The 15,331-nt window shown below is 52.4% G+C and carries 12 protein-coding genes; 8 read left to right on the forward strand and 4 right to left on the reverse strand.

Translation table 11 applies throughout. The features are described 5' to 3' along the window. Window positions 1–140 precede the first annotated feature (140 nt). Window positions 141–569, reverse strand: a complete 429-nt coding sequence (locus tag BOC67_RS23545) for an EthD family reductase (protein WP_291914354.1) — start codon at window positions 567–569, stop codon at window positions 141–143. Between the two features lie 194 nt (window positions 570–763). Next, window positions 764–1,774, reverse strand: a complete 1,011-nt coding sequence (locus BOC67_RS23550) for a phosphotransferase (RefSeq protein ID WP_291914356.1) — start codon at window positions 1,772–1,774, stop codon at window positions 764–766. Window positions 1,775–1,974: 200 nt separating this feature from the next. Between BOC67_RS23550 and BOC67_RS23555 the strand changes: the two genes are divergently transcribed. Next, complete coding sequence (locus BOC67_RS23555) at window positions 1,975–5,121, forward strand: TonB-dependent receptor (protein ID WP_291914358.1); 3,147 nt, start codon at window positions 1,975–1,977, stop codon at window positions 5,119–5,121. 131 nt (window positions 5,122–5,252) lie between these two features. After that, entirely contained in the window at window positions 5,253–5,987 is a 735-nt protein-coding gene (locus tag BOC67_RS23560) for an SDR family NAD(P)-dependent oxidoreductase (protein WP_291914360.1), read from the forward strand. A gap of 55 nt (window positions 5,988–6,042) precedes the next feature. Here the strand turns inward: BOC67_RS23560 and BOC67_RS23565 are convergent, their stop codons facing one another. Both BOC67_RS23565 and BOC67_RS23570 read right to left on the reverse strand, forming a co-directional pair. Further along, entirely contained in the window at window positions 6,043–10,467 is a 4,425-nt protein-coding gene (locus tag BOC67_RS23565) for a T9SS type A sorting domain-containing protein (RefSeq protein ID WP_291914362.1), read from the reverse strand. Window positions 10,468–10,952: 485 nt separating this feature from the next. Continuing rightward, entirely contained in the window at window positions 10,953–11,303 is a 351-nt protein-coding gene (locus BOC67_RS23570; protein ID WP_291914366.1) for a hypothetical protein, read from the reverse strand. A 133-nt stretch (window positions 11,304–11,436) separates the two neighbouring features. On the opposite strand from BOC67_RS23570, the gene BOC67_RS23575 reads away from it, so the two are divergent. The 6 genes from BOC67_RS23575 to gwsS all read left to right on the forward strand — a co-directional run bounded on the left by BOC67_RS23575 (window position 11,437) and on the right by gwsS (window position 15,331). Next, on the forward strand, window positions 11,437–12,090 hold the full coding sequence (locus tag BOC67_RS23575; protein WP_291914369.1) for a sigma-70 family RNA polymerase sigma factor: 654 nt from the start codon (window positions 11,437–11,439) through the stop codon (window positions 12,088–12,090). A gap of 264 nt (window positions 12,091–12,354) precedes the next feature. Next, on the forward strand, window positions 12,355–12,531 hold the full coding sequence (locus BOC67_RS23580; RefSeq protein WP_291914373.1) for a hypothetical protein: 177 nt from the start codon (window positions 12,355–12,357) through the stop codon (window positions 12,529–12,531). A 49-nt stretch (window positions 12,532–12,580) separates the two neighbouring features. Beyond that, a complete protein-coding gene (locus tag BOC67_RS23585; RefSeq protein WP_291914376.1) occupies window positions 12,581–12,775 on the forward strand; it encodes a hypothetical protein in 195 nt (64 codons plus the stop codon). 86 nt (window positions 12,776–12,861) lie between these two features. Continuing rightward, window positions 12,862–13,875 carry a grasp-with-spasm system ATP-grasp peptide maturase gene (gene gwsG / locus BOC67_RS23590; RefSeq protein WP_291914380.1) on the forward strand — a complete coding sequence of 338 codons (1,014 nt, stop codon included), beginning with the start codon at window positions 12,862–12,864 and terminating at the stop codon, window positions 13,873–13,875. A gap of 203 nt (window positions 13,876–14,078) precedes the next feature. Beyond that, a complete protein-coding gene (locus BOC67_RS23595) occupies window positions 14,079–14,258 on the forward strand; it encodes a hypothetical protein (RefSeq protein WP_291914383.1) in 180 nt (59 codons plus the stop codon). 2 nt (window positions 14,259–14,260) lie between these two features. Then, window positions 14,261–15,331: a grasp-with-spasm system SPASM domain peptide maturase gene (gwsS, locus tag BOC67_RS23600; protein ID WP_291914386.1), complete on the forward strand. Its 1,071-nt coding sequence runs from the start codon at window positions 14,261–14,263 to the stop codon at window positions 15,329–15,331.

Here is a 15,331-nt window from a genome sequence, read left to right on the forward strand (position 1 = left end):
GTGTCACAATTATCAATTATTTTTGGTGAGCGGCTGAAATTACGATTGTAAATTAAATCTTGACACAGTTTATTTTACACTCCCTACTGTATCTTTTTTTCGAGATGCTTAAAGTATTTTTTGACCAAATCGTATCGGCTTCATCTTACCACCTCACTCACCAAAATAACAGGCACTATATCCGTGTACTTCGGAATATCCACCCTGATCGCATCCCTGTTTGGAGCAATAGCCGCCTTATATTCATCCAGGCTTTTTACATAAAATGTTCCGATCGCCATAAATGGTAAAGGCTGATCAGGAATACCACTGGCAACCCCCTTCTCAATGGTATATTTAACCAGGTTTGATCCTAAGTAACCAGCCACCATGGGCATGTGCTTAGATTCATAGTACGCCATATCGAAGTGCTTACCTTCGGCATAAGGATACATAACGGATACCTTAATCAGGCCTTTTTCAGTAACGGTCATGTTGTGATGGTGTGATTTTTCAGCATGCTTTTGCTGGCTAAATGCGACAAAACAGGTGTTTAAAACTAAAAACGATAAAATCAGCTTGAATTTCATGATCAGATATCTTTTGGTTATAAGTATTTTAAATAGCAAGAACTAACGGGCTGGGGAAATTACGACGATGCCTGCAGAACTTCCACCTACCCCCAAACCTATTCAACACACACCCACCGAAAAGCTTAACATCAAATCCTCCAACACTACCCATCACCCAAAGAGGGGACCATATTGAATGCTAACACTCCCTATCAACCCATCCTCCCCAATGCCTCCTCAAACCGCTCTCTCCGCATCTCCCCAACCACCTCATTCATCAACGCCTTCCCATACATCAACTGCCCTTCATACCCCGCCAGCGACAACCTCCCTGAACCAAGCATCGGCCCCACATCCTTCAAATACACGCCTGCTACCTCTGCATCCACTTCCACATCCGCCGGCTTGTTCTTCGCCGCCAGCTGCAGCATCATCAGGGAATAAATCATCCGGCTTACCTGCCGCATAATAAAAAACCTCGCCGCCTGGTAGGCGCTCACCTCCCCGAAGTAAGTCTTTAAAAACACCGCTTCCTGCTCCGGGCTATGTATGAAGAAATTCGCCACGCTCGCCAAATCCACATACCGGTCATTTAAAAACGCCGTATCCCAGTCAATAATCCATATGCCGGCGCCGTCGCACAAAATATTAGTAGGGTTCAAATCATTATGGCTGAAAACCTTGTCTGTATCATGCCACGGATACACGGCTTTTATCTTTTCATACCCCGCCAGGCATTCCTCCGGTACCGGCCCGGTTACTATCTGGCTGCTCCGGAAGCCGGCCACTATATTATCCACCGCATGCTTCATATCCTCGCCGGGCGTCGTGTAGGGGATGGCGTGAGTTTGCTTTATCGCGGTTGCCAGCTTTTCTGCCAGTACATCTCCCGTGAAGGTACTCCTGATAGGTTTGCTTGCAATGAATTCACTGATGGTAATACCCTCTTCCGGACTGCAATAGCGCAGCGCCGGCGCAATGCCCGCGCCGGCCGCAAGGCGCAAGCGTTCATACGAAGCCGTAGTACTATGATTTCCCGGGGCATCGAGCTTCATTACATAAGCCCGGTTATCAGCGATCACCTTATATACAGCAGCGCTGGAGAGCCCGCCCGTCAGCAGGGTCGCCTCACTGACCAAGCCTTTACCGAATGCCTTATCAAAGGCTGCACTTACTATTGCTAATCTTTCAGCAGGGAATACTGCTGCATAATTGAAGGACATAGGAATACTATTTATACGATTTTACCAGCTTGTGTCATATTTACCGCCTAACTCCCCAAATATAACGCATAAATAAACCCTCCATCTAATCCAGCACCCCTCTTGACAAGAATAGTTAATATTTTGTTAACCTCCCCGTAATATTCCCAACACATGCCCCTTCTAATTTTACCGCCTCAAAGTTTAAACTTGTATTGTCAATGAAGAGAATCATCCGTCTCATCTGTCTTGCTTTAAGCATCCTGACGTCAACCAATCTATTCGCACAATCCACCCTGGCCGACTTAAACGGCCAAATCAAAGCAAAGGATGGTACAGCGATTCCTGGTGCGTCCATCACTGTAAGAAACGAATCAACTGGCTTCACCAACAGAACCCAGTCCAATAGCAAAGGGCTTTATACCTTCAAACAACTGCCGCTCGGCGGCCCCTATACCATAACGGTATCGGCTATGGGTTTTGGCTCCCAGAAAAAACAGGACTATAACCTGAACCAGGGTGATGCCCTCCAGGTGAACTTCGACCTGGAATCCTCCATCTCCAACCTGGAAGCCGTGACCATCACCTCCACTTCCAACAAGAAGGCGATCGTGAACGCCGGCGCTGCCACCACCATTACGCCTACTGACATCAGCCGCCTGCCGGTAAACGGAAGGAACTTCTCCAACCTCGCTGCACTGTCCCCGCTGACCGGCAACGGTAACAGCATCGGCGGCCAGCTTGGCTCCGGTACCAACTACACCATCGATGGTATGACGGCTAAAAACCCTACCTCCGCGGGTCCTACCACCTCCCGCAGCGGCGCGCCTTACTCCATCTCCATCGAAGCAGTGCGCGAGTTTAAAGTGGTAACCAACCAATACGACGTTACCCTCGGCCGCTCCGGCGGCGGTACCGTTAGCGCCGTTACCAAATCAGGTACCAACACCGTTTCCGGCTCCGTATTCGGCTATGGCCGCGCTAACTGGCTGTCCAGCCCGTACGATATCCGCGGTAACAAAAGAAATAATAACTACTCCACCTACCAGTTCGGCGGATCCATCGGCGGCCCGATCATCAAGGATAAACTGCACTATTTCCTCGCATGGGATCACCAAACCGATAACCGCTCCCTGGTGATTGCCGACGTGCAGTCCCCTGCCGATCAGCTGATCTATAACATCACCCGCAACGTACTGGATACCTTCGTGGACATCGCCAGAACGAAATACGGCGTTTCCAGCCACGCGCAATTCGGTTCGTTTAATAAACAGCGCATGTCCGATGCAGGCTTCCTGCGCCTCGACTGGCAGATCAACGAAAAGAACCTCCTGACTATCAGGGACAACTATACGAATGATGTCAACAAACTGGGGCTGATCGATAATACGTCTATTAACCTGTACGAATCTACCGGTAACGACTTCAACAGGGACAACAGCCTCCTGCTGACCCTCCGCTCCAACATCAGCACCAAATTGACCAACGAGTTAAAAGCCCAGCACCTCTACACCTGGCAGGCCAGCCGTCAGAACGATGAACTGCCGGGCGCGCTGCCAAGAGCCATCGTTGAAAACGTCACCTCTGTATTGTCCGACGGTTCCACCAAATCCACCAACATTCAGATCGGTGGTCACCGCTTCGGCCAGGAAGGCTTTACCAACAACGTTTTCCAGCTCACGGATAACCTCTACTACAACACCGAAAAAGTGAACTATACCTTCGGTATCGACCTGATGTACACCCACGCTAAATCCCTCTACGGTAGCGAGGTAAACGGCCGCTATGTGTACAGGGGCCTGGACGCCTTCCGTAACAATACGCCATACGCCTTCTACCGCGAAGTGCCGCTGGTGTCCGATCCAAGCGTAGTGTCCTCCATCTTCAACGGCGGTATCTACGGCCAGCTGCAAACCACGCTCGGCAAAGGCGTTAGCCTCACCGCCGGCCTGCGTTTCGATATGGCCACTTATCCCAAAGCGCCTTTCAACCAACAACTCTACGACGCGCTGGGCTTAAGTACCAACAACAGCATCAAATCCTTTGTGCCGCAGCCACGCCTGCAACTCACCTGGGATGTGCAGGAAAAACATACGGACTACATCAAAGTGGGCGCAGGTATTTTCAGCTCCGATATCAACAACTACATGCTGATCAACAACCTGACTTTCGATGGCAGACATTTCGGAACCGTCAACCTCAACTCAAGCTCTGTAAGTATTCCTGCGCCTGATTTCTCCGCATTCCGGAAGGACCTGGGCACGGTGCCGGCATTCACCCAATACCAGCTGCCGCTCATCAACTACACCGGTCCGGATGCTAAAATCCCGATCGTGTACAAAGCAAACATCAACTATACCAAATACATCACCAGCCGCCTCAGAATGGGTATCTCCGCGTACCTGACCTACGGCCGCAACAACTACTTCTATATAGACAAGAACATGGTGGAAACACCTTTCTTTACCCTGCCGGCAGAGGCTAACAGGGGCGTATATATCCCGCTGGATAAAATGAACACCAGCGGCGGTAGCGGCAACTACCTGGATGGCAGGAAGAGCACGGCTTTCGGCCGCGTACTGGAACTGACCAGCCTCGGTAAAAACAACACCTATACTTTCGTATATGATGTGAACTATCGCTACTATAAAGATGGTAACATCACCGCCAGCTATACCTGGAATGATTCTAAAGACAATACTTCCTATAACGGTAACGTGGCCAACAGCGCTACGCTCGGCCTGCCGGTAGCGGATGACCCGCGCAACCTGAGCAAGATGTCTTACTCGGATGCGCAGTTCCGCCATAAGGTAGTGTTCTACGGTACATCCCCGACCTTCGCTGGATTTGTATTCGGCGTTCGCTTCTCCGGCCTCGGCGGTACCCGCTACAGCCTCCTATCCGGCGTAAACAGCAACCAGGATTTTGTAAGCGGCACCAACGACCTCGCCTATGTGTTTGATCCAAACAGCCCTACCACGCCTGCTGCCGTAAGGGATGGCCTGCTGAAGCTCCTCAGCTCCGGCGATGCCAGCTTCCGCAAATACGTGGAGAAGTCAGAAGGTAAAATCGCGGAAAGAAACGGTGGTATCAACCGCTTCTACGGCACCGTGGACCTGCGCCTGGCCAAATCCTTCAAGATTACGCATAAGAGCGGCTTTGAGCTGTCAGTGGACGTGTTCAACTTCGCGAACCTGCTCAATAAGAAATGGGGCGCCAGCCACAACTTCGGCAACACCGCCCTGTACCGCGGTACTGCATTCGATAAAACGACCAGGCAGTACACCTACGCCATCAATACCAGCGGCGTAGCCAACCCGGGTGGGGATCCTTACCAGATCCAGCTCGGAGCAAGGTACTTCTTCTAATAACAGGAACGTATAAACATCGCCGGATGTGAAGCGCTGCTTCCGTCCGGCGATTTTTTTTAACGGCTGAACGAAGGTCCGCCTGTACTGTTTTCCGGGATTGTTGTAAATTGGCTGCTCATTCTTCCCCTATGCCACAACAAACCTCCAAAACTATACTCGTTCTCGGGGCTAATTCAGATGTAGCTAAAGAGGCGATTTTACGTTACCTCCGGCTTGGCTGCCATGTGATTGCCGCGAGCCGCAGCACGGCCGAAATTGCCGCCTTTATGGCCGCCAAAAACGTAAATACGGACCGGTTAACCATCACTTATTTCGACGCTACGGCCTTCGGGGAGCATCGCGGGTTTTATGACTCGCTGCCTGCAAAACCACATATTGTTCTTTATGCTGCGGGCTTCCAGGTCACAAACGATCAGGCGCTGGTTGACTGGGAAGGCAGCTACCGCATGATGCAGGTACACTATGCCGGCGCAGTTTCCATCATCAATCTCATTGTAACGGACCCAACGAACGACCGCCTGGAAAGGATCATCGGCCTGTCCTCGCTGTCCGGCGTGCGCGGCCGCAAGAGCAATTTCGTATATGGCAGCACGAAAGCCGCCTTTACCCAATACCTGGCCGGCCTGCGGCAATACCTCTTTCAGCGGAAAGTAACCGTGAATGTGATTGTAGCGGGCTACATCCGAAGCAAAATGACGGCAGGCCTGCCGCTGCCGGAGTCGCTGCTGATGGAACCTGCCTTCATTGCAGATGCCATTGTAAATGCCGGCACAGGATTTAGGATAGTGCCGGGCTTTAAGTGGAAACTGATACACCAGGTACTTAAATTTCTCCCCGAAAAATTAGCCGCCAAACTACCTTAACGCCCATGAAAAAGGCGGCTGGAAAGCCGCCTTTTGTTGATTTTAAACCCACGTTTTATTGAACTATTAAGATCGATGTTTTCGCTTGCAAGCCCAGCGTCACGGTAACGAGGTACATACCGCTGCCGGCATTTTTCAGTTGTATTTGCTGCTGGTACACCGCTCCCTGTTTGTTGCCATCGAGGTATTGCAGCACCATGCCGTTCTGATTCCGGATGGTGATGGTCACCGGCCCGTTATCCGCACTGCTCAGGCGCACCTTGAAGTTGCCGTTCGTCGGATTCGGGAAGATGGTCAGCATATCATCCGCCATATGGCCGCCATTACTGTTGGTATAGCTGGCAGGCGCGCTTGCTGCGGACAGGTTGCCGGCGGCATCCGCTGCAACTACCGTAAACGTATATACGTTGTTGCCCGTTGGCGCTTCCGTCACAAACGAAGTGCTGCCCAGCGGCGTAGTATTGAGCGCCACGCCATCCCTGTACACATAATACCCGGTTACGCCGATGTCGTCCGAAGCGGGCAGCCATACCAGCTTCACCTGGTGCGCGGTAGCTTTGAACGCCGTGAGCGCAGCGGGCTGGCTCGGATTTACCATATCCTTCACCGTTACTACCTGCGTTTGCGCCACCGCAGCGCGGTACATGTTATCGCCCGGTTGCGATGCGGTAATGGCCGCGCTTCCCAGCCCGTTGATCCGCACCTTGCCGTCTGAGATGCTTGCCACGCTGCTGTCGTTGCTGGTATAAATTATTGCCAGCCCTGAAGTAGCGGTAGCGCCAGGGTCGAAGTCGCCACTGCCATATGCTTTTATAGGTAGGGGAGAAAATTTAATTGCCTGGGGCTCCCGGATACGCGTATAGGCGATAACGTTATCCTCCGCAGTCTGCAGGATATTGCCAGTGACATCGCTAATGCCAGGCGTCTCCTTTACCTTCAGGCGAACATGGCCTTCGCCCAGGAGGCTGCCAATCGTAATTCGATATACGGAAGGCGACAATGCAATCGCCTCCGTCACCTCGCCACTGATCGTGCTGTCGCTGATGACTGCAAAAGAAGCCGGTGTGACGCCGGTAACGGGTTCCGTAAATACCACCCGGTAACTAACGCTGGTGGCGTTAGTAGAGTCAGCGTTCTCCTGGAATATTGCATGGATAGCCGGGGCCACCATGTCCGTAACGGCGATGTTAGGCAGCGGTGGATCTTCCATATCATACCCCAAATAAAAAGAGGGATAAGGCGGCTGGTTGTAGCCCGAGTTTTGCCAGGCCACTGCCGTGCGGTATTGCGGATCATGCATCAGGGTATGGATGCGATGCCCGGTAGGGATGTTGGTGGTGAACAATACGAGCGCCGTATTGTCGGACCGGCGCAGCAGGATTTCCTCCCGCCAGTCGCCCAGCAGGTCCGCCGTCAGGCAGGGATTCTTCTTCGTATCGTTGTTGCCGGTCACCGGGGCGGCCTGGTAAATCGTGAACAGGCGGCTCATGGCGTTCACCGGCGACGGGCGCCATTTGTCCAGCACATTGCCGTCCAGCAGCTCCCTGGCCAGGTCCCCATCCCACCAAACGGCATGGTTATACGAAGGGCGGTTGGTGGAAATCAGCTCTCCCTTCTGGCTGTAAACGCCGCTGCCGGAGGAGCCCCATATCTCGTAACCTTTGTACGCGGAGTCGATATCCGCCGCCAGCGCGCGGCCCACGTCGCCCGTGGTAGGCACGCCGAAGAGGGTTTCGCCGGTGGCCGCATCGTTGAGGCGCAAACCGTACGGCGCGTAGTCGGTCTGACTTTCCTGGCATTGCCATATTTCCAGGCCCGGGCGGTCCGGGTCCATATCCGTCATATGCAGCGCGTCGCCATGGCCATTGCGGTTGCTCCATAGCCTGGAGCCATCGTCGTCAATTGCGCAGGCGCCGTTGATCACCTCGTCCTTCCCATCACCATCCACATCGCCGATGGTCATCTGGTGGTTGCCCATGCCGCTGTAAGCATTGTTGGCCGGGTCGTTAGGGTCCTTGCTGTCAAACTTCCAGCGGAGCGTGAGCTGGCCATCGCGCCAGTCGTAAGCAGCGCGTACCAGTTTGTTATAGTAGCCACGGCCCATGATCAGGCTGGGGCGCGTGCCGTCCAGGTAAGCGATGGCGTTTACATATCGTTCCGCACGGTTGCCGTAGTTATCGCCCCAGTCGGAATAGCTGCCTCTCGGCGGTTCGTAGTTAACGGTGGCCATGGCCTTGCCGGTGAGGCCATTGAACACGGTGAGGTACTCCGGCCCCTGGTCCACCCAGCCGCTGCTGTTGCGGTAGTCCACTACCGGGTCGCCAATGACGGTGCCGGTACCGTCTTTCGTTCCATCCGCCGTTTTGCAGGCCATTTCCGCCTTGCCATCGCCATCCAGGTCGTACACCATGAACTGCGTGAAGTGCGGGCCTGCATTGATATTTTTGCCGAGGTTAATGCGCCAGAGCAGCGTGCCGTCCAGCTTATAGCAGTCGATGATCTGATCGCCGGAATAACCGCCGGAGTTGTGATTGAGTTTCGTCGGGTCCCATTTCAGGAATATTTCATATACGCCATCCCCGTCTACATCGCCCACGGAGCAATCGTTGGCGGTGTACGTATAGGCGGCGCCGTCAGGCGTAGTACCGCCCGGCGGTATCTGTAAAGGTATCTGCAATTGGTTGGTCGCCCATACCGGCACGGTTTCCGTAGGCGCGCCTTCGATGCCGTTGAGCACGGGGCGCACGGTATAATGGTGATCCGTGGTTACACTGTCCACGTAATTAGTAGAAGCGCTGATCGGGGTGCTGTTCACTTTCACGCTATCACGGTAAAGGTTAAACGAAATTTCCTTCGGATCGGTGCCGAGGAGCCGCCACCCGATGTACACCGTGCTGGCATTGCGGCGCACCGCCACCACTGCGCGGGTGAGGTATTCCATTTGTTTGGGAGCCGTTACCACCGGGCCCGGCGTGGCGCGCGTGCTCAAGCGCACATTGTTGCCATAGCTGGTACCGCCGGCGTTAATGGCGTAGGCGCGCACATAATAAGCGGTAGCCGGCGTAAGTTGGGAGAGGGTAACGGTGAAAGCGCCGGTATCCGCCGTGGCTGCCGCTACTTTGTTGCCGGCAGTGGTAGGATTGATGTCCAGTCCATATACCAGTCCGCGTTCGGTAATCGCGGAGCCCCCGTCATCCGTAATATGGCCGCCGCCCACCGCGGTGGTAGGCGTAATGCCGCTCAACGGGGTTGTATTCAGCAGGATGGGGTCCGGCGGCGGGATGTACCCCCGCACTACGGGCGTGGATACACTGTTGCTGTTGGTTTTCGTGTACACGATAGCGGGGCGGGCGGTATCGCTGCCGATGGCGATGGAGAGGTTGCCCACGGGCTGGTCGATGCCGGTAGCCACAGCAGGGTCTTTCAGCTCCCGCCACACAGTGGCGCCCGCATATTGTTTAAACACGCGCGCCGCGGAAACGGAGCTGCTGCTTACCGCATCAATAAAGGAGCAATAGAGGTTGCCGGAGCGGTCCCGCAGCATGCTGATGGCCGGCGCGTCGCGGCCGGAGAGGGAAGTGGCCGTACCCCAGGCGCCGGTGGTCCGGTTATAGGTAATCACCGTAGCCCGGTTAGAGTTGCCGGTGTTGAAGTAAGCAATAGCCAGGTTATCGGTTGATTGTACCGCCATGCTGGTATGCCGGATGCCGGTGATGGTGGAGCTGATGGCCGTCCAGCTGTTGCCGTTGAAATTATAGAGGGCCATACTGCCGGTGGTGGCAGTGTTGCTCGTGAGGTTACAGTATGCCAGCCAGGGCATATCATTTTCGTCCAGCACGAGGCTCAGGGCCACGGCTTTTGCGGCCGCGTTTACCGCGCCGCCGCCAACGGTTACCCAGGCGTTGCCGTCAAACAGCTTCACGAATGGGGTGAGGTTCCCGTTATCGCCAAAGGCGATGTAGGGCGTATGATTGGAGTCAAACGCCAGGGTACTGCGGGGCGTGGAACTGTATTGCGATACATTATTCGTGACTGAGCCGGCGGATACATAGAGGTTGGCGCTGTTGCCTCCCAGCGGCTCCCAGCTGCCGGTAGCCGCGTTATACGTTTTTACGGCCAGCCGGTTGCCGGCGGCGGCATCCACGTAAGTAACGTAGAGCTGCCCTGTTTGATCTGCGTATAGCCGTGTATAGGTAGTGCTGGCGTTGGTGACGTTGCCGCCTACTTGTGCCCAGGAGCCGTCCGCCTGCAGCTTTTTTACTTTCGCGAGGCCGCCTTCAGTGAATACGACGTAAGGCACATCTGCGCTATCCCCACTGACAAGGGCGATATGCGTATAAGCCGATGCCTGCGATGCGATGGCCTGCTCGTTGCCGAGTATTTTCCATTGCTGCGCATGCGCCATGGCGGCCGTCAGCAGCAGCAATGCCAGCGGTAGCAGCCGCCGGGCTGCTGAAAATAGTGGTAAAGTTTTTTTCATGTGGAATCGTTGATTTTGGTTATGGGTAATATTTGGTTTGGTGAGAAAAAGCACAGGCGTATCCGACGGACCAGCGGCGCTGCTCCGTTTACGTACTTCAATATGCCGGTGGTGCGGCGCCTCCGATGGGTGTGGAATTAGCTATTGCCCGTAGCCGAAATTGTTTTGAGGAGGGGATGCCGGAAGCAGGCTATCGCCGGTCCTGCATCATTTGACAGAAAATACAGCTGGTAAGTGAATGCATAACGTACATGGAATTTAAATGGTAAGCTATCGTCAGTCAGAGGAAATTACAATAAGCAGGCGGGAAAATCGTCCTGTACCATCCTGCCCAACGCCCTGCCTGTAAGGTAAACGGAACAGGCACATTCATCCCGATCCAATCTAAACAATTAAAGGCGACCGTTATGGCCGCCTTTAATGTCAGTGCATCTATCAAGAACAAATGCACCCTCGTGGGGGGTATTTCAATATATTGGATGTGATTAGCCTGCTATCGTGGTGGGTTGCCCCGGGCCCTGCTTTTTCTTCCGGTTCTCTTCCGTGTACTTCACGAACATGATGAACTGCACGAATTCCAGGAATTGGTAGTCCTCTTTTAATCCTTCCAGGGCGAGTCCGTCCGTCTTACCAGTCTGAGAAAACTGACCCCATTCATAAGAAACGAGTTTGTCCTGCAGGCCGGTAGTAAGGGATTGCAGCATGGCCGGGAAGGCATGGAACGGCTGTTCCATAATATGCTGACCCTTAGGGGTTTGTTTCAGCTCCTGTACGCGTTGGTGCGTCAAGGCAGGTAAGGGGACTCCTGATTTTTTAAATTGCTCTACGGTCATCATTGGGTTAGATTGTGCTTTTAGGTGGTTTCGGTACCTGTATATAATGATTAGAGGACGGTTTTTAAAAAAGGTTACAAAAATGTTGGCTTTTTTTGTAACTTATTTTCACCTTTAATTTCTAATACCCTATTGAATGACGATTATTCAACCAATTGACACGCTGACGGACAATGAACTTATTGCCAGGGTACTGGCCGGCGAAAAGCGATTGTATGAGCAACTCATGCGCCGCCACAATCCAAGCCTGTTCCGGCTCGGAATGTCCTTTCTGAACAACGATATGGATGTGGAGGACGTAATGCAGCTCACCTATATCAATGCTTACCAGCACCTGGACCAGTTCCGGCAGGACGCCGCCTTTGGCACCTGGCTCAAAAGAATCCTGATCAACGAGTGCCACCAGCACCTGAAACGGATGAAAAAGACGGCCAGTGAAGACCTTTCAGTGATTGAACAGCATACCGACCTGCCAAAAGCCAAAGAAACGCCGGTGGATGCAGTACTCAATAAAGAACTGGGTCACGTCCTTGAAAAAGCCCTCCTCAGCATCCCTGAAAAATACCGCGCAGTATTCGTACTCCGGGAAATTGACCAGCTCAATGTGGCCGAAACTTCTAAAGCCCTCGATATTTCCAGGGTCAACGTAAAGGTTCGCCAGATCAGGGCCAAGCTGATGCTAAGGGAACACATTTCCAAGTTTTACGCAAACGACGTTGTATTTCCATTCCACCTGGTACGCTGCGACAGGATCGTGTTCAGTGTGCTTGACAAGTTGGATATTAAATAACCACGCTTATTGCTTATTTACCCTTCCCGGGCAGTCAGATAATTCTGACCGGGAAGGTTTTTCTTTTTTGCTTCCCAATTGGCCAGGGGAGCCATGTACAAGTATTTCATACGCTTTGACAGTACCGCACTTTACACCCCGCTATCCACCGCAAATATTTCCCCAACTCCTGCGAATATAAACCGCAACCTTCCAAATATATATTACCCATCTCCGCACTTAGTCCTGACTCCTAATTTTAGGTCGTTAATCAAATTTTATCTCATGAAAAAGTTAGAAAAACTGGTTACCAAAAAGGTAACTGCCCCCGAAGAAGTAAAAGGCGGTTTAATGGCGCTGCAACCTGAGTTCTCGCTTGACGACCAATCAAGAACCACGGAAAACGCTCCTTCCTGGAATGGTCAGCACTGGGTAACAGACGTAAAGAAAGACCCTAAATAATAACCCGCCGGAAACAAAAATTTTAAAACCATTTTAAAAATTAAAAACTATGAAAAATCAGAAAAGCCTGAAAAAACTGGATGCAAAAAAAGTTGAATCCCTGGACGCTATTAAAGGTGGCCTCATGCAGCTCTCCAATGAATTGTCAGCCGACCTCGGTGAAGCAGCAGGCACAACCGTTCATACTCCTACTCACTATTCCGGACCAGATGTATATATCTGCGACCACAAACGTGACAAGTAATAATAACCTCCTTCCGTCATAGTAACTATGACCACTATTTTGAACTGCCGGCCCTGCCGGCAGTTCTTTCCAAAAAATAAAAAACCATGTCTGCTCAAATCCTCATCTTAAGCCAGTCGCACCTGGAAGGCTCCACCGATCACGTGTGCCAGTGGTTATCCCACCTGCGGATCCCATTCCTGCGGTTAAACGGGGAAGATTTGTGCTACCTGCAACGGCTAAACGATCTGCCGGCAGATGAAGATATTTCGGCTGTATGGTACCGGCGCAAGATCAACAGCCTGCCAGCGCAATACCGGCTCAAGCAGGCGGACTTCGACACGGAGTACACGCTCAAACGCTTCCTTATCGACGAATTCAACGGCCTTCATTCATACTTGTTCTACCTGATCGACCGTAAAAAGTGGCTGAACGATCCGCTTACGGAAGACCACCTCAATAAACTTCAAGTCCTTGCGCTTGCCCGCCAGTGCGGTATTTCCACGCCTTTCACCGATGTAGTTTCCTCCAAACAAAGGATCGCAGCACTCCTGGATACTTATCAAAACATCATCGTAAAACCAATCAGCGAGTGCATTTTCCTGGAAGACGCCGAAGGCGGCCAGTATAAAATGCTCACGAAAACTATTAATGCCGCTAACCTGCACCTCGTGCCGGAAACCTTCTTCCCTTCGCTGGTACAGGAAAAAGTGGAAAAGAAATTCGAAATCCGTACGTTCTACCTCGACGGGGAATGCTATTCCATGGCCATCTTCTCCCAGGGCAATGAAAGAACAGCCGATGATTTCCGCAACTACGACAGCGAACGGCCCAACAGGACCGTACCCTATAAATTGCCTGCCGCCCTGGAAGCCCGGCTGGACCGGCTCATGAAATTGCTGCACTTCCGCACCGGCTCTATCGACCTGATGGTGGACCACGGCGGTAATTACCATTTCCTGGAAGTTAACCCGGAAGGGCAGTTTGGCATGGTATCCTATCCGTGCAACTACTACCTGGAGAAAAAGTTGGCATTGTTGCTGGGGGCGGAGGGTTGCTCGCAAAGGGCGGAGGGTTGCTCGCAAAGGGGCGTAAGGAGCAAAGAACGCAAAGGGGGATAAGAAAAAAAGACGCATAGGGGTATAAGAAATAAAGTATGCAAAGGGGTATAAGAAAAAAAGAACACAAAGGGGTATAAGAAATAAAGTACGCAAAGGGTTATAAGGGAAAAAAGTACGCAAGAAGGACTTTGCTCTTAAAAAAAGCATAACACAATCCTTTGCGCCCTTTGCTCCTTATGCCCCTTTGCGAGAAACAGAACCGCATGAAAAAGAAATTCACCAGCAACCTAACCGAAAAAAAGATGCTGCCCCTGCCGCTCTACTTCCTCGAGCAGCAGCAGCCGCAGAAAGGCGGCTACATCCTCAAGTTCGAACAAGCCAAACAGCTTAACTCAACCGGTTTCGAACTCCATCATTTTTATAAAGCCATCTCCAAATTCTGACCATGGAATATTTTAATCTATACGCAAACTGCCAGCTCGTGAAAGGCGCCAGTATGTCGCTCCTGTGCGACCTGCAGCTGCGCCGGTATTATCATATCCCCAACGATACGGCAGAAGTGATCACCTTCCTGCAACAACACTCCATCGACGAATGCATGGCCCACTACGGCGAAGATAACCGCGAAGCCATCACCGGCTATATCGATTTCCTGCTCAGCAAAGAGCTGGGTTTCACCGATAGCCGCCACCTGCCGGAACTGACCCCGCTGGACCTCAGCTGGGACCGCTTCGGCGATATCACCAACGTGATCATTGAATACAATGAACAACTGGATTATAACAACGCCTTCTTTAATGAACTGTTCGGCGGACAGGTACAGGGTGTTGAAATCCGCTGCTACGAGGCCATCCAGCCGGCGCAACTGGCACAGCTGCTGGAACGCTTCAACGGCGCCACCGTCAAGCATATCAAACTTATTCTGCCGTTCGGCCTCACGCTGGAACTCGCCACGCTCGACAAACTGGTGAAACAATACCCCCGCGTGAAATCCATTCTCGTACATGCGTCCCCGGTAGATAAGCTGGAAAAAATATTTGACGGCACCGTGCCCGTTATCTTCTACCAGGGCAATATCCGCTCCTGCCTGGCCTGCGGCGAAATACGCACCAATTATTTTATGGCCAACATGGAACTGTTTACCGAAAGCCAGCACTATAACACCTGCCTCAACCGCAAGCTCAGCATCGATTTGCAGGGGCGTGTGAAAAATTGCCCTTCGCTGCCGGAATCCTACGGGCACGTATCAACGGTGAGCCTGCAGGAAGTGCTGGACAATAAAGACTTTCATAAATATTCAAATATCCGCAAGGACGATATCCGCGGCTGCAGGGATTGTGAGTTCAGGCACGTGTGTACGGACTGCCGCGCCTACCGCGAAGATCCCAACGATCTCTATGCAAAGCCCCTCAAATGCGGCTACGATCCTTATACCGGCAGCTGGGAAAACTGGTCGGCCAACCTGCTGAAACAGCAAGCCATCGCCTGGTATGGGTTAAATGAATTAATCAAATGA

It is taken from the genome of Chitinophaga sp. CB10, from assembly GCA_001870995.2.
Taxonomy (GTDB): domain Bacteria; phylum Bacteroidota; class Bacteroidia; order Chitinophagales; family Chitinophagaceae; genus Chitinophaga.